Annotated in this window: 17 protein-coding genes; 10 read left to right on the top strand and 7 right to left on the bottom strand. The window is 64.7% G+C overall.

The features are described from left to right. Positions 1-122 precede the first annotated feature (122 nt). The 4 genes from V9L17_RS00955 (at position 123) to V9L17_RS00970 (ending at position 4,240) form a co-directional block, all read left to right on the top strand. On the top strand, positions 123-1,052 hold the full coding sequence (locus tag V9L17_RS00955) for a hypothetical protein (RefSeq protein ID WP_337350079.1): 930 nt from the start codon (positions 123-125) through the stop codon (positions 1,050-1,052). Positions 1,053-1,138: 86 nt separating this feature from the next. After that, complete coding sequence (locus V9L17_RS00960; RefSeq protein ID WP_337350080.1) at positions 1,139-2,284, top strand: hypothetical protein; 1,146 nt, start codon at positions 1,139-1,141, stop codon at positions 2,282-2,284. A gap of 250 nt (positions 2,285-2,534) precedes the next feature. Continuing rightward, on the top strand, positions 2,535-3,743 hold the full coding sequence (locus tag V9L17_RS00965) for a serine/threonine-protein kinase (protein ID WP_337346706.1): 1,209 nt from the start codon (positions 2,535-2,537) through the stop codon (positions 3,741-3,743). Further along, positions 3,740-4,240: a hypothetical protein gene (locus tag V9L17_RS00970; protein WP_337350081.1), complete on the top strand. Its 501-nt coding sequence runs from the start codon at positions 3,740-3,742 to the stop codon at positions 4,238-4,240. Before V9L17_RS00965 ends, V9L17_RS00970 begins: the two co-directional genes overlap by 4 nt. A 57-nt stretch (positions 4,241-4,297) precedes the next feature. Here the strand turns inward: V9L17_RS00970 and V9L17_RS00975 are convergent, their stop codons facing one another. Continuing rightward, positions 4,298-6,517: an NADP-dependent isocitrate dehydrogenase gene (locus V9L17_RS00975; protein WP_337350082.1), complete on the bottom strand. Its 2,220-nt coding sequence runs from the start codon at positions 6,515-6,517 to the stop codon at positions 4,298-4,300. A 228-nt stretch (positions 6,518-6,745) separates the two neighbouring features. Continuing rightward, positions 6,746-6,970: a hypothetical protein gene (locus V9L17_RS00980; protein WP_337350083.1), complete on the bottom strand. Its 225-nt coding sequence runs from the start codon at positions 6,968-6,970 to the stop codon at positions 6,746-6,748. A 280-nt stretch (positions 6,971-7,250) separates the two neighbouring features. Between V9L17_RS00980 and V9L17_RS00985 the strand changes: the two genes are divergently transcribed. Beyond that, a complete protein-coding gene (locus V9L17_RS00985) occupies positions 7,251-8,213 on the top strand; it encodes a trypsin-like serine peptidase (protein WP_337350084.1) in 963 nt (320 codons plus the stop codon). A 305-nt stretch (positions 8,214-8,518) separates the two neighbouring features. On the opposite strand, the gene purH is transcribed toward V9L17_RS00985, so the two are convergent. Next, positions 8,519-10,189 (bottom strand): bifunctional phosphoribosylaminoimidazolecarboxamide formyltransferase/IMP cyclohydrolase, encoded by a 1,671-nt coding sequence (purH, locus tag V9L17_RS00990; RefSeq protein ID WP_337350085.1) that lies wholly within the window; start codon positions 10,187-10,189, stop codon positions 8,519-8,521. Between the two features lie 141 nt (positions 10,190-10,330). Between purH and V9L17_RS00995 the strand changes: the two genes are divergently transcribed. Further along, on the top strand, positions 10,331-11,683 hold the full coding sequence (locus V9L17_RS00995; RefSeq protein WP_337350086.1) for an MFS transporter: 1,353 nt from the start codon (positions 10,331-10,333) through the stop codon (positions 11,681-11,683). Between the two features lie 72 nt (positions 11,684-11,755). Here V9L17_RS00995 and V9L17_RS01000 read toward each other — a convergent pair whose 3' ends face one another. Together V9L17_RS01000 and purN are read right to left on the bottom strand one after the other, a co-directional pair. Further along, a complete protein-coding gene (locus V9L17_RS01000; protein ID WP_337350087.1) occupies positions 11,756-12,691 on the bottom strand; it encodes a DUF559 domain-containing protein in 936 nt (311 codons plus the stop codon). 165 nt (positions 12,692-12,856) lie between these two features. After that, positions 12,857-13,429 (bottom strand): phosphoribosylglycinamide formyltransferase, encoded by a 573-nt coding sequence (gene purN / locus V9L17_RS01005; protein WP_337346714.1) that lies wholly within the window; start codon positions 13,427-13,429, stop codon positions 12,857-12,859. Between the two features lie 39 nt (positions 13,430-13,468). Between purN and V9L17_RS01010 the strand changes: the two genes are divergently transcribed. Beyond that, positions 13,469-13,897 (top strand): hypothetical protein, encoded by a 429-nt coding sequence (locus tag V9L17_RS01010; protein ID WP_337346715.1) that lies wholly within the window; start codon positions 13,469-13,471, stop codon positions 13,895-13,897. Between the two features lie 9 nt (positions 13,898-13,906). On the opposite strand, the gene V9L17_RS01015 is transcribed toward V9L17_RS01010, so the two are convergent. Further along, complete coding sequence (locus V9L17_RS01015; protein WP_337350088.1) at positions 13,907-15,217, bottom strand: cell division protein PerM; 1,311 nt, start codon at positions 15,215-15,217, stop codon at positions 13,907-13,909. Between the two features lie 189 nt (positions 15,218-15,406). Between V9L17_RS01015 and V9L17_RS01020 the strand changes: the two genes are divergently transcribed. After that, positions 15,407-15,868 (top strand): DUF4383 domain-containing protein, encoded by a 462-nt coding sequence (locus V9L17_RS01020; RefSeq protein WP_337346717.1) that lies wholly within the window; start codon positions 15,407-15,409, stop codon positions 15,866-15,868. 276 nt (positions 15,869-16,144) lie between these two features. On the opposite strand, the gene V9L17_RS01025 is transcribed toward V9L17_RS01020, so the two are convergent. Next, entirely contained in the window at positions 16,145-16,978 is an 834-nt protein-coding gene (locus tag V9L17_RS01025; protein WP_337350089.1) for a PRC and DUF2382 domain-containing protein, read from the bottom strand. A gap of 268 nt (positions 16,979-17,246) precedes the next feature. Between V9L17_RS01025 and V9L17_RS01030 the strand changes: the two genes are divergently transcribed. Continuing rightward, positions 17,247-18,212: a hypothetical protein gene (locus tag V9L17_RS01030; protein WP_337350090.1), complete on the top strand. Its 966-nt coding sequence runs from the start codon at positions 17,247-17,249 to the stop codon at positions 18,210-18,212. 284 nt (positions 18,213-18,496) lie between these two features. Beyond that, positions 18,497-19,378 (top strand): HNH endonuclease, encoded by an 882-nt coding sequence (locus V9L17_RS01035; RefSeq protein WP_337350091.1) that lies wholly within the window; start codon positions 18,497-18,499, stop codon positions 19,376-19,378. Positions 19,379-19,449: the final 71 nt, after the last annotated feature.

Consider the following 19,449-nt stretch of genomic DNA (forward strand, 5'->3'; position numbering starts at 1 on the left):
TGAATATGAATGACAAAGAAAGTCAATTTGATGGGAATTTGTTGATTTTTTCATGGACTTCGATCAATAAGCGGTCTTACGATGTAAACATCGTCGGTTGATCCGCTCTGGGGGTGGTACGCATGGCTAGAGGTCTATCGCCATGGCGTGCGCTCCGGCCAGTTCTCCTCGCTGGAGCCGCCACACTCACTTGGCTGACGCTTTCCACCACTGCCGCATCTGCCGATTCGCCCGATTCGGGTTCGCTACTGGGCGGGGTAACTTCGTCGGTTTCGTCCCTCGCAGCCCCGCTGGCAAGCACGCTGCCGTCCCTGCCCGAGGTTGCGACACCGGCCCCTCAGCCCGTGCCATCGCCCGGACTCCTGCGGCCCGTGGCGGGCACACTCACCGGCGCCACAGACCAGTTGGTCACGGCCGTCCCGGTCGTGAACGAGGTTGTTCCTGCGGGCACGGTCTCCACTGTTGTCGTCCCTGTTGCTGTTGTGGCCGATGACGCCGCCGCGGGACTGGTGGAAACTGTCGCTCCGCCGCTCGTTGGCGCGGTTCCAGTTCTTGAGCCTCTGGTGCAGCCAGTCTCGGACTTGGTCACGGGAGCTGTTCCCTTGCCCGTAACCCTGCCCAGCGTCCCGGACAGCGGATCCGTTACTACTGATTCCGCAAGCATTCTGAACGAGGGTGACTCGCTGGCGGATCCGACCGCCTCTGGTAATTTCTCAGGGATCATTCTGGAGCAACTTCCCGGGGCTGCCAGCACAGCAGGCTTCCCGGCCTCTCCTGTGGCTGCCCTTGCCGGAACATCTTCCTCCCCTGGCGCGCCCACGACTGCCGCCTCGGAGCCTGAGCTACCACTTGCAGGCAGTCCTTCACCGGCACCTTCCGGCCCCAGTTCCGGGGCTGGGAGCGGAGCACCGCCGTCGGGCCCCTCAGGCTCGGCCGCCTGGCTGAACGACCTTGATCTTGATTTCCTGCTCCCGGGCGCTTTCCCGGTCAGCGGATCCTCTGAGCATGCCCCCTCACCGGTGTCATTCGACCCCGGTTCCTCTCCTGACTAGTTGAGCCCTGCCTGCCATTCCGTGGCAGGACAAGGCAAAAGGGTTGCTTACCTGCGCCCCACATCAACTTCTCAGGAGACAAAACCATGCATTCCAACCTTCGCAGAGGGCTGCTTAGCACCCTCTTTGCCGGCGGGCTCCTAGCCCTCGGCGCCACCGCAGCCAACGCTGCGGATACAACCAGCGGATCGGACCTCACCGCATCCGCCCTGGTCTCAGCGGCGACATCCGCGAACACGACGTCGTTGGGCCTGCTGGGTGACCCAACGCCGTCGGATACCGCGGATGTTGCCGCTGTGGTCGACGTCAACCTCGGCCTTGGAAACGGCAGCCTGACCGGCACCGACACCACAGCCGACGTGGCCGCCGCAGCCGACATCAACCTCGGCCTCGGCAACAGCGTCCTCGGCGGGACTAACGACGGCGGAACCACCGCCGACGTGGCCGCCGCAGCCGACATCAACCTCGGCCTCGGTAACGGCAATCTGACCGGCACCGACACCACCGCCGACGTGGCCGTCGCAGCCGACGTCGCACTCGGCCTCGGTAACGGCAGCCTGACCGGCACCGACACCACAGCCGACGTGGCCGCCGCAGCCGACATCAACCTCGGCCTCGGCAACGGCAGCCTGACCGGCACCGACACCACAGCCGATGTGGCCGCCGCCGTCGACCTGGGCCTCGGCCTCGGCCTCGGCACCGACGGCACTACCGGCACCACCGGTGGTGGCCTGGACGCCGCAGTTGATGTCGACCTGGGTCTGGACACCTCAGGTCTTTTGGATGACGTGACAGCCGGCGTCGGTGGATCCGTCATCATCGGAGGCGCCACTGACGGCAGTGTCACTCCCGGTACGGAAACACCCGGCACTGAGACCCCAGGAACCGAAACGCCGGGCACGGGAACGCCGGGCGGAACGGGCACTACCGGCGGCACCGATACCCCGGGAACCGGCACCACCGGCACCACCGGAAATACCGGCACCACCACCGGTACCACCGGCTCTGACAGCACCGGAATCACCGTTGTCCCGGCTGGGGGCACCACCGGCACCACTGCAGGCTCGGCATCCGCAGCGGCCAACACCCTGGGCAACGCCAGGGGCAGCACCACAGGCCAGGGCGGCACCGCCACGCTGGCCAAGACAGGAATCGATGCATCGCTGATCCCCGTCGCCCTGCTCCTGCTGGTTACAGGCCTGCTGATGTTCCGCCGTCGCAAGACGTCCTAACAATCAGAAGATGGATCAAGAGGTTCTGAAACTCGACAAGCACCAACAATCGCTGCCGTACGCGGCAGCCGGCGAAAGGAGGTGGCCGCCAGCCAGATAGCACATGTCCTTGTGACCAGTGGTCCGGGTGCGAAGGCCTCCATGCCTCTGCACCCGGACCGCAGGCGCGCACGATAACCACTCCAGGAGGCGTTACCGGCCGGTATAATTTAGGAACAATAGTGCCGCAGCGCACCGGAGGGAGCTGGTCATGGTGGCGGATTCGCCTAGCTCCATCAAGAATGAAGTGGTTGGCGGACGGTATCGCCTGGGAGAAGTGATCGGCCGGGGCGGCATGTCATCGGTGTACTGTGCCAGGGACGAGCACCTTGGCCGGGATGTGGCACTGAAGCTCTTCGCGCCGCAGGCCCCGGACTCCGATGAACTCAAGCGGCAGGAAGCCGAAATCCAGCTGCTGGCAACCCTTAACCATCCAAGCCTGGTAACACTGTTCGACGCCGGAATCGATACCCGCATCCCGGATGAGCCCCGGCCGTTCCTGACAATGGAGCTGGTGGACGGGCAAGACCTTCGCAGCCGAATCAGGCACAGTGCAGTTCCGCTGGACGAGCTCGCCGTCATTGGTGCAGGAATCGCCGATGCCTTGGCCTACGTGCACAGCCTGGGCATCATCCATCGCGACATCAAACCAGGCAACATCCTGTTGGTGCAGATCCGTCCGGGGGAACCCCTGCGGCCCAAACTGACGGATTTTGGCATCGCCAGGATCGCGGACTCAACACGGCTTACCACCACCGGAACCCTGGTGGGCACGGCCGCGTACCTCAGTCCGGAGCAGGCCATGGGGGCTCCCCTGTCACCGGCAACGGATATCTATTCGCTGGGCCTTGTCCTCCTGGAATGCATCAAGCAGACCATAGAGTACCCGGGAAGTGCCGTCGAATCTGCTGTGGCCAGGATTCATCGTGCACCGGAAATACCAGACGACGTGCCGGCGGAGTGGGCTGACCTCATCCGCTCGATGACTGCTGTCGAACCGTTGGAACGCCCTACAGCAGCGGATGTGGAAACGGCACTACGCCAGGCCCTCGTATCCCCCGTCTCCGCACCTGGCGAGCTCGCACCGGAAACCACGCGGGTGCTTCCGGCCATGCCGTTCAGGCCCCCGACAATTACCACTGAAACCAAGCTCCCCGGCTACCAGGAGCACATGGCCGAAGCGGCAGCGTCCAGCGGTTCAGAAGCACGCGGCCGAGTCCCGGTACTCTCCCGGCTTCGCCACGCCGGAAAGCGAATCTGGCTCGTGCTCGTCCTGGGCATCCTCACCATAGGAGCCATCGCAGCTGCACTGACGTTCAGCCTGGCACCACAGCCAACGCCCGACGTCGTCCCGTACCCGTCCGTCACCGGCACCTTGGGTGACCACCTCAAGCAGCTTCAGGAGAGCGTCGAGCCATGAGTCCTGCCCCTAACGGACACCGTCGCATAACCGCCGCCCGGGCCGTGGCCGCTGGGGCGGCGCTTCTACTCGCCGTGTTCCTGGCGGGTTGCGGCTCCGCGGATAACGGCCTCAAGCCCGACGCCGCCCGGCAACTCCAGCAACGTGTTCTTGGCGTGACCCAGGCCGCGGCGGGCAATGATCCGGCGAGCGGGCTTGCCGCTTTGGACAGTCTTGAGGCAGATCTAGCCTCCGCCGTCGGGAACGGACAGGTATCCGAAGACCGCAGGCGGAGCATCATGACCGCCGCCACCGCTGTCCGGGCTGACCTTGCGGCAGCCAAAGCGGTGGCCGACGCCGCCGCGGCGAAGGCTGCAGCGGAAGCTGCCGCAGCACAGGTGCAGGCCGAAGCCGAAGCTGCTGCTCAAGCCGCAAAGGAAGCCCCCGCCCCCGCGGCACCGGCGCCGGCCGACGGCAAAGGCAACGACGGCAAAGGCAAGGGCAAGGAGAACGACTGACAAGAGGCGGTGCCCCGGTTTCCCGGGGCACCGCCTCTTGTTTCGTCTGGCTTGGACCTAGTTCAAGGTTGCAATAACTTGGTTCAGCGTGGCCGACGGACGCATGACAGCGGAGGCCTTGGCCTCGTCCGGACGGTAGTAGCCCCCAATGTCCACCGGCGAGCCCTGGACCGCAGCCAGTTCACCCACGATGGTCTCCTCCTTGGAGGACAGCTCGTTGGCCACTGCAAAGAACGATGCCGCGAGGTCGGCGTCCTCGGTCTGCTTGGCCAGTTCCTCGGCCCAGTAACGGGCGAGGAAGTAGTGGCTGCCGCGGTTGTCCAGCTCGCCGGCGCGGCGGCTCGGGGATTTGTTCTCCAGCAGGAACGTGCCGGTGGCCTTGTCCAGGGTGTCAGCCAGGATCTGGGCGCGGGCGTTGTCCGTGGTGGTGGCCAGATGTTCGAAACTGACGGCCAGGGCAAGGAACTCACCCAGGCTGTCCCAGCGAAGGTGGTTTTCCTTGAGCAGCTGCTGGACGTGCTTGGGGGCGGATCCGCCAGCGCCTGTCTCGAAGAGCCCGCCGCCGTTCATCAGCGGGACAACGGAGAGCATCTTGGCGCTGGTGCCCAATTCCAGGATCGGGAACAGGTCCGTGAGATAGTCCCGGAGCACGTTGCCGGACACGGAGATGGTGTCTTCGCCCTTGCGGATGCGCTCCAGGGTGAACGCCGTGGCCTTCACCGGAGACATGATCTGGATGTCCAGGCCTTCGGTGTCGTGGTCCTTGAGGTACTCCTTGACCTTGGCGATGAGGTTGGCGTCGTGTGCGCGGGTCTCGTCCAGCCAGAACACTGCGGGCGTCTTCGACGCGCGGGCACGGGTAACTGCCAGTTTGACCCAGTCGCGGATGGGGGCATCCTTGGTCTGGCATGCGCGCCAGATGTCGCCCGGAGCTACCTCGTGTTCGATCAGCACGGCGCCGGACGCGTCAACGATCTGCACTGTTCCGGCTTCCTGGATCTCGAACGTCTTGTCGTGGCTGCCGTATTCCTCAGCGGCCTGGGCCATGAGGCCCACGTTCGGGACGGTGCCCATGGTGGTGGGGTCGTAGGCGCCGTGGGCGCGGCAGTCGTCCACAACAACCTGGTAGATGCCGGCGTAGGAGCTGTCCGGCAGTACGGCCAGGGTGTCGGCTTCCTTGCCGTCGGGACCCCACATGTGGCCGGAGCTGCGGATCATGGCGGGCATAGAGGCGTCCACAATGACATCGGAGGGGACGTTCAGGGTAGTGATGCCCTTGTCCGAGTCCACCATCGCAAGGGCGGGACCCTCTTCGAGGCCCTTCTTGATGAGTGCCTGGACGCCCTCACGGACGTCTTCAGGCAGGTCTTCGAGGCTGCTCAAGATGGCGGCGAGGCCATTGTTGGGGCTGATGCCGGCGGCGGCGAGCTGCTTGCCATAAGTGTCGAACAGTTCGGAGAAGTATGCCTTCACCACGTGGCCGAAGATGATGGGGTCCGAGACCTTCATCATGGTGGCTTTCAGGTGTGCAGAGAAGAGGACTCCCTCTTCCTTGGCACGGGCCACTTGTGCTGCCAGGAACTCGTCCAAGGCGGCGGCGCGCATGACCGTGCCGTCAATAACTTCTCCGGCCAAAACGGGGAAGGCCTTCTTCAGGACCTTGACCGAGCCGTCTTCGCGAACCAGCTGGATGGCGACGGTGCCCTCAGACTCAATAACCACGGACTTCTCGTTGGAGCGGAAGTCGTCTTTGCCCATGGTGGCCACGTTGGTCTTGGAGTCCGCGGACCACGCACCCATGGAGTGCGGGTTCTGGCGGGCGTAGTTCTTGACGGACAGCGGCGCCCGACGGTCCGAGTTGCCTTCGCGCAGGACAGGGTTCACGGCGGAGCCCTTGATTTTGTCGTAGCGGGAGCGGATGGCCGTTTCCTCGTCCGAGGAAGGGTTGTCCGGGTAATCCGGCAGGTTGTAGCCCTGGCCCTGGAGCTCGGCGATGGCGGCCTTCAGCTGTGGGATGGAAGCGCTGATGTTGGGCAGCTTGATGATGTTGGCTTCGGGCGTCTTTGCCAGTGCACCCAGTTCAGCAAGGGCGTCACCGATCTGCTGTTCCGGGGTGAGGTAGTCACCGAACACGGAGATGATGCGGCCTGCGAGCGAAATGTCACGGGTCTCCACCTCCACACCTGCGGTCGAAGCAAACGCCTCGATGATCGGCAAAAACGAATAGGTAGCCAGCATCGGCGCTTCGTCGGTGTGGGTATAGATAATCTTGGACATGCGCGGGCGTCTCCCTGAAGGTCGGCTGATTTTTTTCAAATCCGGTCTATTTCACCATGGTTAACTTACCCGAGGACGCGGCTTTGAACCCTACCCGCGAGCTTTGGCGCCGCTCCATTACTGCCGGATTACAGCGTTGGAAAACGCACGACGGCGGTCGCACGCCCAGGCGGGCAGGCCGTCGTCGCGCTTTGGTTGCGGGAGTCGCCGGTGACGGCGTGGGAGCAGTCAGCGCCGCCTGTGGGGAACATCACTGGGCCAGACCTGCACATACTTGGCATCCCGGCCGCGCAATTCCTCCGTTGAGGTGAAGGTGTGGACCGGGTCAACGTCACGGAGTTGGAAGGTTACCGCCTGAGCTGCGAGGTCAACAGCTGCCGGCTGCGTCTCGGCAGCGGAGAAATGGCGGCCGTTGAGGGCGGGTTTCTTGCCGGACTTGCGGAAGGAAAACATGACGAGGACCCCAATCTCTATTAGGTCCGGAGCCCAGTCGGACAGCCAATGCTGTGGCTCAAATTACTCCGCTGCTAGGAGTTACCGCCAGAGCTGGAACGTGGTTTCAGAACATTATGCGGAATGTTTGTGGGCCTGCTGCGGCTTTCACGCAGGTCAGGGACCGCACCATACATGAGACGTCACTACTATTTACAAACTTGTCATATGCGGATAAATTCGGTAGGTCACTCGGCGGGCTTGACTGGAGCCCTCCCCCACCCGTTTAGACAGGACAACCATGACACGTACGAGGTCTCTGGCTACCAGCTTTCTGAGCCTTTCCGCAGCCGCACTGCTGGCGTTGACCACGGCCGGCGGGGCGACGGCAGCACCCTCCGCATCCAGTGACAAGGAGCAACCCTCCGTCACCAGCGCCGTCGTGGACAGCACGGGAGCCGCAGATTACTGGACCGCCGACCGCATGCGCAACGCCATTCCCGGCGATGTCCTGGCGGGCAAGGCACTGGAACGGGGCAACAGCAGCGCCGCGCCCGTGGAGAAAGGCAACAACACCAAGATCCAGGCTGGCAAGGGCAAGACCACCATCGCCGTCAGCGAAAACCCCGTGGACCATATTGGCAAGGTCTTCTTCACCCTCGCCGGGAGCAACTATGTCTGCTCCGGCAATGCCGTGGTCTCGAACAACAAGAGCACCGTTTCCACCGCCGGCCACTGCCTCAACGAGGGGCCGGGAGCATTCGCCACGAACTTCATCTTCGTTCCCGCCTACCTGAACGGTGCCGCCCCCTACGGCAAGTGGACCGCAAAGGCCCTCTACGCCCCCGCCCAGTGGAGCAACGACGGCAACATGCAGTACGACACCGGGTTCGCTGTCATGAACACCCTCAATGGCAACTTCCTATCAGACGTCGTGAACGAATCCGGCGTCGAATTCAACGCTGCCCGAGGCCTGACCTACAAGGCCTACGGCTACCCCGCCGCTTCACCCTTCAACGGTGAGAGCCTCAAGAGCTGCTACGGCCCGGCGTCCAACGATCCCAACAACCCGCAGTTCCTCACCCAGGGCATCAGCTGCGACATGACCGGCGGGTCCTCAGGCGGTCCGTGGTTCATCGGAAGCAACGCCGGCGGCCTCCAGAACTCCATCAACAGCTACGGTTACAGCCGGTCACCGGTCATGTACGGCCCATACTGGGGCACCGTCATCCAGCAGACCTACACGAGTGCGGCCGCCTCCTAAGGAATCCTCGCCACAGGAGGACACCGTTAGCCACAGCAAAACGGATCAGTCGCACGAGGAGATCCTCGAGTACTGGACGGATGAGCGGATGGCGGAAGCCAGGCCCCGGGAGCTCCGGCTTCCGGAGGAGGGGTCCGCGCCTCAAGCAGCGGGGCGCGGATCCTCATGCGGTGAGCAGTAACCAGCAGTTAAAGCGCGACGGCGTCCGTCCCCCTCAAAGGGGGACGGACGCCGTCGGGCTTTAACCGGGCCCACGCCGCCAGGTTTCCCTGGCCGAGCCTGCGAGGCGAGGGTGCTGGTGGGGACTAGTGGAAGAAGTGGCGGGCACCCGTGAAGTACATGGTGATGCCGGCCGCGTTGGCCGCAGCGATGACTTCCTCGTCCCGGACGGAACCGCCCGGCTGGACCACGGCGCGGACGCCGGCGTCGATCAGGATCTGCAGGCCGTCGGCGAACGGGAAGAACGCGTCCGAGGCAGCCACTGCGCCGCGGGCCCGCTCTGGTGCGCCGCTCGCGGCGGCGTTCGAGGCACCGCCGGCACCTTCGACGTCGGACTCCACTTTCACGCCCAGAGTGTTGGCACGCTCCACAGCGAGGCGGCAGGAGTCCAGGCGGTTGACCTGGCCCATCCCGATACCCACGGCTGCACCGTCCGCGGCGATCAGGATGGCATTCGACTTGGCAGCGCGGCAGGCGGTCCAGGCGAAGGCGAGGTCTGCCAGAGTCTTCTCATCTGCGGCGTCACCGGCGGCGAGAGTCCAGTTGGCGGGGTTGTCGCCGTCGGCGTCCACCTTGTCCGACATCTGCACCAGGACACCACCGGAAACCTGACGCATTTCCGCCGGGTAGCGGCCGTAGCCTTCGGGCAGGGCGAGGAGGCGGATGTTCTTCTTCTTGGACAGGATCTCCACAGCCTCCGGCTCGAAAGCCGGCGCGATGACCACCTCGGTGAAGATGTTGGCCACGGTGCGGGCCATTCCGGCGGAGACCGTGCGGTTGGCGGCAATGACACCACCAAAGGCCGAGACGGGATCGCAGGCGTGGGCTTTGGCGTGGGCGTCGGCGATCGGGTCTTCAGCATCGGCTGAACCGACGGCCACACCGCACGGGTTGGCGTGCTTGATAACGGCGACAGCCGGCTCGGCGAAGTCGAATGCAGCGCGGAGGGCGGCATCGGCGTCGACGAAGTTGTTGTAGCTCATCGCCTTGCCGTGCAGCTGGTCCGCCTGTGCGATGCCCGCAGGAGCGGCCTTGTCAACGTACAGTGCGGCCTGCTGGTGGGGATTTTCGCCGTAGCGGAGGACCTCTGAGCGCTCCAGCGCAACGCCTGCGTAGGCAGGCCAGTCGATGACGCCGTCGCCGTCCTCGTCCAGGAACTGGCTGGCGGTCCACGTGGCCACGGCGTTGTCGTACGTGGCGGTGTGGGCGAAAGCCTTGGCTGCGAGCCGGCGTCGCGTTTTTAGGTCAAAGCCGCCCTCGGCCGCGGCTGTGACCACTTCGCCGTAGAAACCGGGGTCAACGACAATGGCGACGGCGGCGTGGTTCTTCGCAGCGGAGCGCACCATGGCGGGCCCGCCGATGTCGATCTGTTCGACGACGTCGTCCTGCGCGGCACCGGACTTGACGGTTTCCACGAACGGGTAGAGGTTCACTACCACGAGGTCGAAGGTTTCGATCTCCATGCCGGCGAGGGTTTCCATGTGTGCCGGGACGCGACGGTCGGCCAGGATGCCGCCGTGCACGCGGGGGTGCAGGGTCTTGACGCGGCCGTCAAGCATCTCCGGGGAGCCGGTGACTTCCTCGACTTCCTGGACCGGGATGCCGGCCTCGGCGATCTTCTTGGCCGTGGAGCCGGTGGATACGATCTTCACGCCCGCTGCGTGCAGGCCCTTGGCGAGCTCCTCCAGACCGGTCTTGTCGTATACCGAGATGAGGGCCCGGCGGATGGGAACACGGTCAAGCTGCGTGAAGCTCACAAAAGTCTCCGTCTTATCTCGCGGAACAGTGCCGCGGTTGGTGGGGATACGGCCAGTTTATCGCGTTGCCGGACTTCCCCCGTTTGCCCGGCGGAGTGTGAAGGTCTGTGGGCACGGATAGAGTTTTCACAGGAGGCCAAAATGAATACTTACACCACTGTGCCCAGCGGCGAACAGGTGGTCCAGGAACTGCCGTGGCGGTGGAAGGTCCAGGGGCGGATTTTCCTCATCGGGGGGCTGGGTTTCATGTTCGATGCCTGGGACGTGACGCTGAACGGCATCCTCATTCCCCTGCTGTCCACGCACTGGGCCCTGGCCCCGGGCGAGGTTGCGTGGGTGGGTACGGCGAACCTGATCGGGATGGCGCTGGGTGCCTTTGTGTGGGGCACCATAGCGGACACCATCGGGCGCAAGAAGGCCTTCACAGCCACGTTGCTGATTTTCTCGCTTTTCACGGTCCTCGGTGCTTTCTCCCCCGACTTTGTTTGGTTCTGCGTTTTCCGCTTCATGGCCGGCTTTGGACTGGGTGGCTGTATCCCGGTGGACTACGCGCTGGTGGGTGAGTTCACTCCGCGGAAACAGCGTGGGAAGGTCCTCACTGCCATGGACGGCTGGTGGCCTGTCGGCGCCGCCCTGGCAGGCTTTGTCTCCGCGGGACTGGTGGCCGTGTTCGGCGATTGGCGTCTGACCATGCTGGTCATGGTGTTGCCGGCGCTCCTGGTGTTCTGGGTCCGCCGGAGTGTCCCGGAATCCCCCCTGTTCCTCATCCGCAAGGGACGGCGCGAGGAAGCCGCGAAGGTCATCGACGGCCTGGTGGCCGCAACCGGTGCCGAACCCCGCGCCTACAGCCTGCCCGATGCCCAGGAAGTTCCGCGGCTGTCCGCCGGCAGCGCCTGGCACCAGTTGCGGCTGGTGTGGCAGTTCAACTGGAAGATCACGGCCACGGCCTGGGCCCTGTTCTTCAGCATCCTGCTGGTGTATTACCTGTCGCTGACGTGGATGCCGCGGATCCTCATCGGTGCCGGCTTCGCTGAGTACAAGGCGTTCGTGACCACGGCGTCCATGGCCGCCGTCGGACTTCTGGGTGTGATCGTAGCCGCGCTGCTGGTGGAACGGGTGGGCCGCAAGTGGATCCTCGCAATCACAGGGCCGCTTTCAGCCCTGACCCTGGTGATCGTGGCGATTGTGGTGGACATCCCCACGGCCGCGGTGTTCTGGCTGCTGGTGTTCGGCTTCGTGGTCCAGGTGGCCATCCCGGTGCTCTACGCCTACGTTTCCGAGCTCTACCCGACGGAGCTACGCGGCACCGGGTTCGGCTGGGCGTCGACGTTCTCCAGGTTGGGCGCAGGCTTCGGCCCGCTCATTTTCGCGAACTATTTCTGGCCGGAGCTGGGCCTTGCCACCTCCTTCGCACTTGCCGGCGGGCTGGTCCTGGTGGCCGTGCTGTGGATGGCGTTCTTCTCCCCGGAGACCAAACAGCGCCGCCTCGAGTAAATCCTCCCTCCCCTCCCCAACTAAGTAGCAGCAGATGTCGTTTTGGGGGCTCAAAACGACATCTGCTGCTACCTACTTGGGTGACCAGCCGCGGCTCGTAAGCGCTGAGCGGACTTTGGCGACGGCGGCCCTGGCATCATTCAGCATGTGGCAATTGGAAATTCGGACCAGCAACCAGCCGGCCCGCACAAAATCTTCCTCCCTTGCGATGTCCCGGACGATCTGCGCCGCCTCGGAATGGACTTCGCCGTCGTACTCCACGGCCACCTTTTGTTCCGGATAGGCCAGGTCCGGTTCACGCACGACGCCGGCGCTCAGAGCTGTGGGCACGTTCAGTTGAGCTTCGGGCAGGCCGGCATACACGAGTTCCAGCCGAAGCCTCGTTTCCGGGGCGGAATCCGAGCCCACGCGCGCCAGGTCCAGGGCAACGCGTGCCTTCTGGATACCGGGTGTCCCCTTGTGCCGGTCGAGCATGTCAGCAAGGTCCTCGCGCGTTGCGAACGGTTCCGATCTCGCTTCGAAGTGCGGCCTCGGAATCCTCAGCAAGTGATCGGCAACAACGGTCAGTTCCTCGATGCTCATCTTTCGGGAGCAGTCCAGCCAGGTCCTGGTTCGCGAGGTGATCAGGAGGCCGTTGTGACTGACGATTTCATCGGCAAAGAACTGGCCTCGATGCCCCCGGACTCCGGTGCGGCGGGGCATGGCCAAGTTGTCCGGCCTGGAGATGTGGGTGAGGGGTTCGTCCGCGCCCGGAAGGAAGCCCGGAAACTCCCACAAATTGAACGCCGTCGCATGGGAAGCAGCCGAAAATTCCGTGACCAACGTCAGCGGCCGGACTGCCGACGCTTGTTCGGCGAACGTGTGGTGCGCTGGCTGCCTGACCCCTCGGCTCGGTACGACCAACGAACGGTGCCGCAGACGCGCAACTGTTGCACCGGCGTCGACCGCTTCCTGGAAAGTAAATGCCGCCGCACGCAGCTGTCCCGGCAGTGGCTGCGGAGTTTTCATGGGGCCATCGTGGCAAATTTTGCGCCGGGCCGCATAAGTTATCCACAGGTACGCCCCACTGGCCCAACTAGGTAGCAGCTGATGTCGTTTTGAAGGCCCAAAACGACATCAGCTGCTACCTAGTTGGGAGGGGTAACGGGAGGGGTGTCGGGGCGGGGAAGGCGGTTAGGACACAGGAGCCGCGGCGAGGGCTGCGAGCGTGGAGACCAGGAGGCGGCGCTCCACCACTTTGATGCGTTCGTGCAGGGATTCCTCGGTGTCGGAGTCCTCGACCGTCACAGCTTCCTGGGCAATGATGGGCCCTGTGTCCACCCCTGCATCGGCCCAGTGCACCGTGCAGCCGGTGACCTTCACGCCGTAGGCCAGGGCGTCGCGGACACCGTGGGCGCCCGGGAATGAAGGCAGCAGCGCCGGATGCGTGTTGAGGTACCTGCCGTGGAATGCATCGATGAACTCGGCGCTGACAATGCGCATGAAGCCGGAGGAGACCACCACGTCCGGGGCGTAGGACGCCACCCTCGCGGTCAGCGCTTCATCCCATTCGGCGCGGGTGGGGAACGAGTTGAAGTTGACCACGAATGTCTCCAGTCCCGCCTCGGAAGCGCGTTCGACGCCGTATGTCCCCTCGCGGTCGGAGCCCACGGCAGCGATCTCCACGTCCAGCTCCCCGGATTTGACGGCGTCGATGACTGCCTGGAGATTGGAGCCAGTACCGGATACGAGGACTACGATGCGCATGGGTCTAGCTTATGGGCAGGCTCGCGTAGGCTTGAAAACATGAACTCCCTCCCGGAACCCGCTGGTCGGCAGCGGACCAAACCACCGCTCAGCGAGGCAGCCAAGAGCTCGCTGAGCACCACGCACAATCTGTTCCGGGCGTTCATCGTCACCGTGCTGGGAGCCTTTTTCGTCTTCCAGCTCGACGTCAGCTACCTCTGGCTCACCGGCATCCTGACGGCAGCCAGCTTTGTCCTGGGCATCCTGCTGCTGATCCGCGCGGTCCGGCTCAAGGAGTCCAAGCTAGTGCTGGTCGGCACCATCTCCGGGCTGGTGGTTTCGCTGGTCATGGTGGTGGTCATCCTGGCGGCGTCCGTGTTCTTCGATGAGTTCCGCGATTACCAGCAGTGCATCCGACAGGCCATCACGGACCAGGCGATGTCCTCCTGCAGGGTCCAGATGGAGAACTCGCTGCCGCGCCTGCCCTGAGGCCGGCAGCTAGAGCGCCAGCTCCGCTTCCTCTTCCACCTGCTGCTGGCGTTCCAACCACGGTCCTGCCGCGTACCCGATCACGACGCCGATGCCCACCTCAGCGGCCACCCAGGCTGCGGTCCACAGCGGGTCCGGCCCGATATCCGTTAGGCGTCCCAGGCCGGCTGATCCGCGTGCCAGCCAGGCCAGTGCCGCGGACAGCAACCCGGCGACTACACCGACCAGCACGCCGAGCGCCAGCGTCGACACGGTCGCTGTGAACCAGCGGGCGTGGATCTTGATGGAAAGCCACTCGTCGAAGTGGTTCTCCCCTTCGCGCAGGAACCACCAGCCCGCCAGCAAGCCCGCCAGAACCGGCACCACCAGCGCCACAAACCCGTAGTCCAGCGAACCTGCAGGGATGGCAGCGAAGACGGGAATGGACGGCAGGGGCCCGGTGGCGGTTCCGAGCGGGCCCACCTGCGAACCAACGCCCATGGCAAACCCGGATCCGGATGTCCAGGCGAGGGCAAAGACGGCGAGGTTGGGGAGGTACCCGAGTTGCGCGATGGTCAGCGCCGCACCTCCCAGGGCGCCGGCGTCGAGCGCTTCATAGACCGCCACCACCAGGTTCCAATGAATAAACAGGTCCGCAGCAAGTAACACGCACGCGAGCGCCAGGGCCGATGCCAACGCCACGAATCCGGCCTTGGCTGCGGAGGCCAGATAGGAACCAGCCCAGCGGGAATGCTGGCTGGTGCGGGAGATCCAGGCCACGGCGTCCACACCGATCAGCCGGCTCCACGACCCTGCCTCGCGCCGGGCACCCACCACCATCCCCAGTGCGTAAGGGATCAGCGGGACCAGCATGGCGTACCAGAGGTTGATGACGACGTCGGCGGTACGGCACACGAATCCGGTGGCCGCGCCGAAGGCGGCATAGACCATCCAGGACCCCAGCAGGGCCTGCCATAGCTGGTCAGTGTACGAAGCGCGCGCCAGCCGCCGCCCTGCCCGCCACGCGAGCAGGAACGGGATCAGTGTCAGTCCGAGGGGAACCAGGGTCAGCATGCCGGACCCTGCGCTGCCGGCCGCGCCAGACCCGACGTCGGCCAGTACCAGGGGAACGCCGTGGATCAGCAGCCACGCCTGGCCCGCAAGCCTGGCCAGGATGTCGAACTCGGCGTTCTGGAAACCGGCGGTAGCCCAGACGGCGATGATCGGCGCGATCACCACGAGGGCCGAAATGATGGCTGCCTGCGCCGTTTCAAGCGCCCCCTGCAGCCATAAGGGCATGGGAAGGCCTCGGTCTCCGGTCTGATCAGCGCGCAGTTTCATCGTGTTCCATGGTGTCACGGAGCGGCCTTCCCACGGGTCTACGACAGGCTTAGCGCGCCTACGAGACCCGGCTCACCAGAGTTCGTAGCTGCAGTGCGCCAGTCGGCCCGCGCCAGGGCCCTACAGCGCTTTTTTCACAGGTCAGCCGTAAAATTGGAATGTCCGCAATCAGTGGTTGGAGGCAGAAAAATGACTACCGCATCCCCACATGCACACGGCGTTCATTTCGGGCGCGCAGACGTCCAGAATGCCGGCATGGGTGTAGGTATTCTCTTGGTCGTGGTGGGCATCCTGGGCTTTGTCCCGGGCGTCACCACGCAGTACAGCGAATTGATGTTCCTTGGGCCTGATTCCCACGCCATGTTCCTTGGTTTGTTCCAGGTGTCCATGCTGCTCAATATTGTGCAACTGGCCATCGGCGCAACGGGCTGGGCGATGTCCCGGACCGAACATGGCGCGCGTAATTTCCTCTTGGGCGCCGGCGCGCTGTACATCGTCCTTGCCATTTTTGGGCTCAGTGTGGGTGTTGATTCGGCAGCCAATTTCCTGTCGTTCAACATGGCTGACAACTGGGCGCACCTGGTGCTGGGCGTTGCGATGATTGCTGGTGGCTGGCTGTTGTCCCGCAACATGGCCAGCGACAGAAGGTAACCCGGAACCGAACCCGGGAAATAGGAGCCGCGTATGAGGTTAGTTCAATAAATTCTGAATATTCGTCCTAAGGGCTGGTGCAGTTGGCGCGGTGACGCGGACAGCTGCACCGGCTTTCCTTGTGCCTCCTAAAGTTTCTGCGGCAAGTGCTGCAAGTAACGGCAATCACAACGGCGGCACGAAGACGCCGGGGCCGCTCACGGCGGCTCCCGGCGTCGATCGCGTACCAGAGACCCGGAAGTCAGCGGCTGTCAGCCGACGGCCCCCGGAGGTGCGTCAGCGGCGCATGTCGTCGATGTCGCGCTTGCCCTCAAGACCGTCCGTCTCGATGCGCTCCTTGCGGACTTCGTCATTGACCGTAACGTCATCCGTGACCACGTCCTTGTCGAGGCGTACCCGCTCCACCGGAACGGTTTCCTTCTCGACCACGGGGCGTTCCTCGTGGAGGGTCACCTCGTGTTCCTCTTCACTGATGTCCGGACCGGACATGGCCGCTCCACGGTTGGCTTCCGTGATCGGCTCGCGCTCCAAGCGGACTTCCTCGCGCTGCACGGGCACAGTCTTGGTGACATTCTCCGTGGTGACGTACTTCCGAAGCCGGACGCGGCCTGCGGCCTGCCGCTCTGTGCCGACGCGCAGGCGCTCTTCGGAGCGGGTCATGGCGTCGTCCGTCGTGGGACCCGACGTGTCGTGGCCGACGGCGCCGGCAGCCCGGGTGCCCGCATTCAGGTCGGCATCGCCTGCATAGTCGGTGTCCCTGTCGGTATCGGAGCGCGTCTCGGAGTATGTTCGGGCCTCGCGTTCGTAGTGGGCGTAGAGACGGTCCTCTTCCTCGGGTTCAAGGTGCCCGTCCGTATCCACCCGCGGGGCGTCTTTAACATGGTCTTTCGTGTACGGGACCACGAGGTCATCGCCTTCGGCCCGGGCGCCTTCCACCGGAACGAACGACTCGTGTGTGCCGAAGAGCCCGGTCTTGACGGTGACCCAGGTGGGCTCGCCCGTGTCGTCGTCGGCGTACAACTGGCCGATCGAGCCGATCTTCTCGCCGTCGGCTCCGATGACGTTTCCTCCCCGGTTGAGCAGGTTTTCGATGCTTTCCCTCGTGAGCATGACTTCTCCTTTGGATGGTTTCCTGGCTTGCGGTTGATCCACCAACCCGAACTACATCGGTGTCCGGAAAGGCTGGCATCCGCCCCATCTTCTTGAGGTTTCCGCTATAACTGCCCCTATACGATAAGCATGCTTATCATCGAAAGAAAAGCCTACTTAGTATTTTTTCCTCCCCTTCTTTGCGGGACCGCTAAGAAGGGGCATTTAGGGGGTCGACGGACGGCGCCACTCGGCGTAGCCTGTTGTCCACATCGAGAGGGGGGATGGGATGGGAGCGACACCGAAAGCCCGATGCCGCTCCGCCGTCCGGCCCCTTCTGCTTGCCCTCCTTGCCGCGGTGGCTTGGCTTGTGTGGGGAGCCGGAGCAGCCACCGCATCCAGCCTCGCCCCGGACGCCGGGGATCTCCTTAAGCCCGCGGCGTCCCCTCTTGCCGAGCCGCTCCCGGCCATTGAGCCTCCCCCCGTTGTCAGCGCCGGCGAACTTGCAGAGGCCACCGCAACCTCGGTCACGAATTCAGCAACAGGCGTCGTCACTCCGTTGGCCGCACCCGCCCTGCCGGTGGTCTCCGGCACTGTCGATACAGTCACCCTCCTCGCGCCCGCGCTTACAGAGTTGCCCCTGGTGCAGGCGCCCCTTCCGCTTCCCCTGACCGACGTCCTGCCTTTGCCCGACCAGTTGCCCCCGCTGCTGCCGGAACCCCTGCCCGCGCCCCTGCCTTTGCCGCTCCCGGACCTGGCGCCCGTTCCAGGGATAGCTCCGTTGCCCAGCCCGCCACCGCTCCCGACGCCGGCACCCGGCCGTGCGCCCACCGCGGCTCCCAGCCTCCCGGCGTCGGACGCTGTCGCGGCTGATGGCGTTGGCACCCAGGGCTCGGCCGCTGCCAACATCATCGCGACACCAACGGAACCGGCGAATGTCGACGTCGGATCCAATACCTTGGGCTTCGGCTTCACCCCCGCCCAGGACCGCCCCGGAGTGGCCTCGCCTGCCGCGGCAACGGCCAGCCCTTCCGGGCCGGAAGACCGGGACCACATTCCCGGCAGGCTTGATCTGCCGGCCGCGGCTAATTCAGCGGGGACGGCCAGCTCCGGGTCGGCCGGAGGCGCCGACGGCGCGGCCGACCTTGGTGGGTCCTGGACAGCACTCCCCGCCGCCGTAAACGGACCAAAGATGTCCGGCGCCGAGACGTTGCCGGCCGGCCCTTCCTTCGATCCGGGGTCCTCACCCGACTGAACAGGTCACCCCTGCCCATTTCGCGGCAGAACATGACCACCGCCCACCATCGGTGCGCGGAAACCACATTCAGTCAGGAGACACCGTCATGTCCATCACCATCACTGTGATCAACCGCGCCTGCATCATCTCGACTGTGGGCAACTGGCCAGACCCGATGCGCAAGCTCGGCTAAGGGCCATGTTGGGTGGGGCGGTGCTGGGGGCCGCCCCACCGAACACGAGCCGCAGGACTAATGGAGCATTCCAGCCGCTCCACAGGCCGGGCACTGGAACAATGGGCGCATGAGCACCATCATCCTGGGCTGGGACCCGGTCCGCTGGAACCGCTGGAACTACGCGGCGGTTGTTGAACAAGTCGCCGATACAGGGCTGCACCTTGAGCCCTGGAGCGTGCGCCGCGGCTTTGCCACCGGCACCGACGTGTGGCTGCTCGTCGTGGGAGACCACGCTCCCGGGCTGATCGGTCACGGCGTGGTGCTGTCCCAGCAGCGGGAGCCCCTGGAAGAACCAGGGCCGCCCGAACCCGACGCCGCCCCGGACCATCCCGGATTTACGGTGCAGGTTGCCTTCGACGCGCTGCTGCCCCTCGGCGACCAGGTTCCTGCAGGACTTCTCCGGGAGGTGATGCCCGATGTCGCGTGGGATACCGCCGACGTCGCCGGCCTGGAACTCGGGCCCGGCGATGCTGCCGCCATCCGGGCGGTCTGGACCAGCTACGGCCCCTCGCAGGGAACTGACCCGACACAACCTGTTCCCGGCACCTACCCCGACAATGCTGTCGCACGCGTCGCGGTCAACCGGCACGAACGCGACCCCGAGGCACGGCGGGCCTGCATCGCGCATCGTGGCATCAACTGCGCGGCCTGCGGGTTCTCCTTCGAGATGGCCTACGGCGAAATTGGCGCGGACTTCATCCAGGTCCACCACGTGGTACCCGCTTCCCAACTGGGGAACGACTACGTGCTGGACCCGCTCACGGACCTCGTTCCGCTGTGCGCCAACTGCCATGCCATGGCCCACCACGGCGTTGGCTCACCGCGGACAGAAGCTGAGCTGCGGCACATCATCGCCAGCGCCGGATACCTGCGGGGAAACACCGTTGGCCCCGAAGAGCTTGAGGCCCAGCGGATTGCCCGCGAGATCCTTGGCCAACAGGCTGAATAAGGATCCCGGGCCCGGGCCGTGCGCCCGGTGCCACCAGGCGCCTCTGATCTGTTAACCCAAGCTTTCCCTGC

Origin of the sequence: Pseudarthrobacter sp. CCNWLW207 (genome assembly GCF_037203945.1) — a bacterium.
Lineage (GTDB): Bacteria > Actinomycetota > Actinomycetes > Actinomycetales > Micrococcaceae > Arthrobacter.

What these genes read in the sequence shown, in the direction of transcription:
- V9L17_RS00975 (WP_337350082.1), bottom strand. Translation starts at nt 6,517, where the DNA reads ATGTCCAAGATTATCTATACCCACACCGACGAAGCGCCGATGCTGGCT.
- purN (WP_337346714.1), bottom strand. Translation starts at nt 13,429, where the DNA reads ATGCGCATCGTAGTCCTCGTATCCGGTACTGGCTCCAATCTCCAGGCA.
- V9L17_RS00995 (WP_337350086.1), top strand. Translation starts at nt 10,331, where the DNA reads ATGAATACTTACACCACTGTGCCCAGCGGCGAACAGGTGGTCCAGGAA.
- V9L17_RS01010 (WP_337346715.1), top strand. Translation starts at nt 13,469, where the DNA reads ATGAACTCCCTCCCGGAACCCGCTGGTCGGCAGCGGACCAAACCACCG.
- V9L17_RS00985 (WP_337350084.1), top strand. Translation starts at nt 7,251, where the DNA reads ATGACACGTACGAGGTCTCTGGCTACCAGCTTTCTGAGCCTTTCCGCA.
- V9L17_RS00955 (WP_337350079.1), top strand. Translation starts at nt 123, where the DNA reads ATGGCTAGAGGTCTATCGCCATGGCGTGCGCTCCGGCCAGTTCTCCTC.
- V9L17_RS00980 (WP_337350083.1), bottom strand. Translation starts at nt 6,970, where the DNA reads ATGTTTTCCTTCCGCAAGTCCGGCAAGAAACCCGCCCTCAACGGCCGC.
- V9L17_RS01025 (WP_337350089.1), bottom strand. Translation starts at nt 16,978, where the DNA reads ATGCTCACGAGGGAAAGCATCGAAAACCTGCTCAACCGGGGAGGAAAC.
- V9L17_RS01015 (WP_337350088.1), bottom strand. Translation starts at nt 15,217, where the DNA reads ATGAAACTGCGCGCTGATCAGACCGGAGACCGAGGCCTTCCCATGCCC.
- V9L17_RS00965 (WP_337346706.1), top strand. Translation starts at nt 2,535, where the DNA reads ATGGTGGCGGATTCGCCTAGCTCCATCAAGAATGAAGTGGTTGGCGGA.
- V9L17_RS00960 (WP_337350080.1), top strand. Translation starts at nt 1,139, where the DNA reads ATGCATTCCAACCTTCGCAGAGGGCTGCTTAGCACCCTCTTTGCCGGC.
- V9L17_RS01020 (WP_337346717.1), top strand. Translation starts at nt 15,407, where the DNA reads ATGACTACCGCATCCCCACATGCACACGGCGTTCATTTCGGGCGCGCA.
- V9L17_RS01030 (WP_337350090.1), top strand. Translation starts at nt 17,247, where the DNA reads ATGGGAGCGACACCGAAAGCCCGATGCCGCTCCGCCGTCCGGCCCCTT.
- V9L17_RS01000 (WP_337350087.1), bottom strand. Translation starts at nt 12,691, where the DNA reads ATGAAAACTCCGCAGCCACTGCCGGGACAGCTGCGTGCGGCGGCATTT.
- V9L17_RS00970 (WP_337350081.1), top strand. Translation starts at nt 3,740, where the DNA reads ATGAGTCCTGCCCCTAACGGACACCGTCGCATAACCGCCGCCCGGGCC.
- V9L17_RS01035 (WP_337350091.1), top strand. Translation starts at nt 18,497, where the DNA reads ATGAGCACCATCATCCTGGGCTGGGACCCGGTCCGCTGGAACCGCTGG.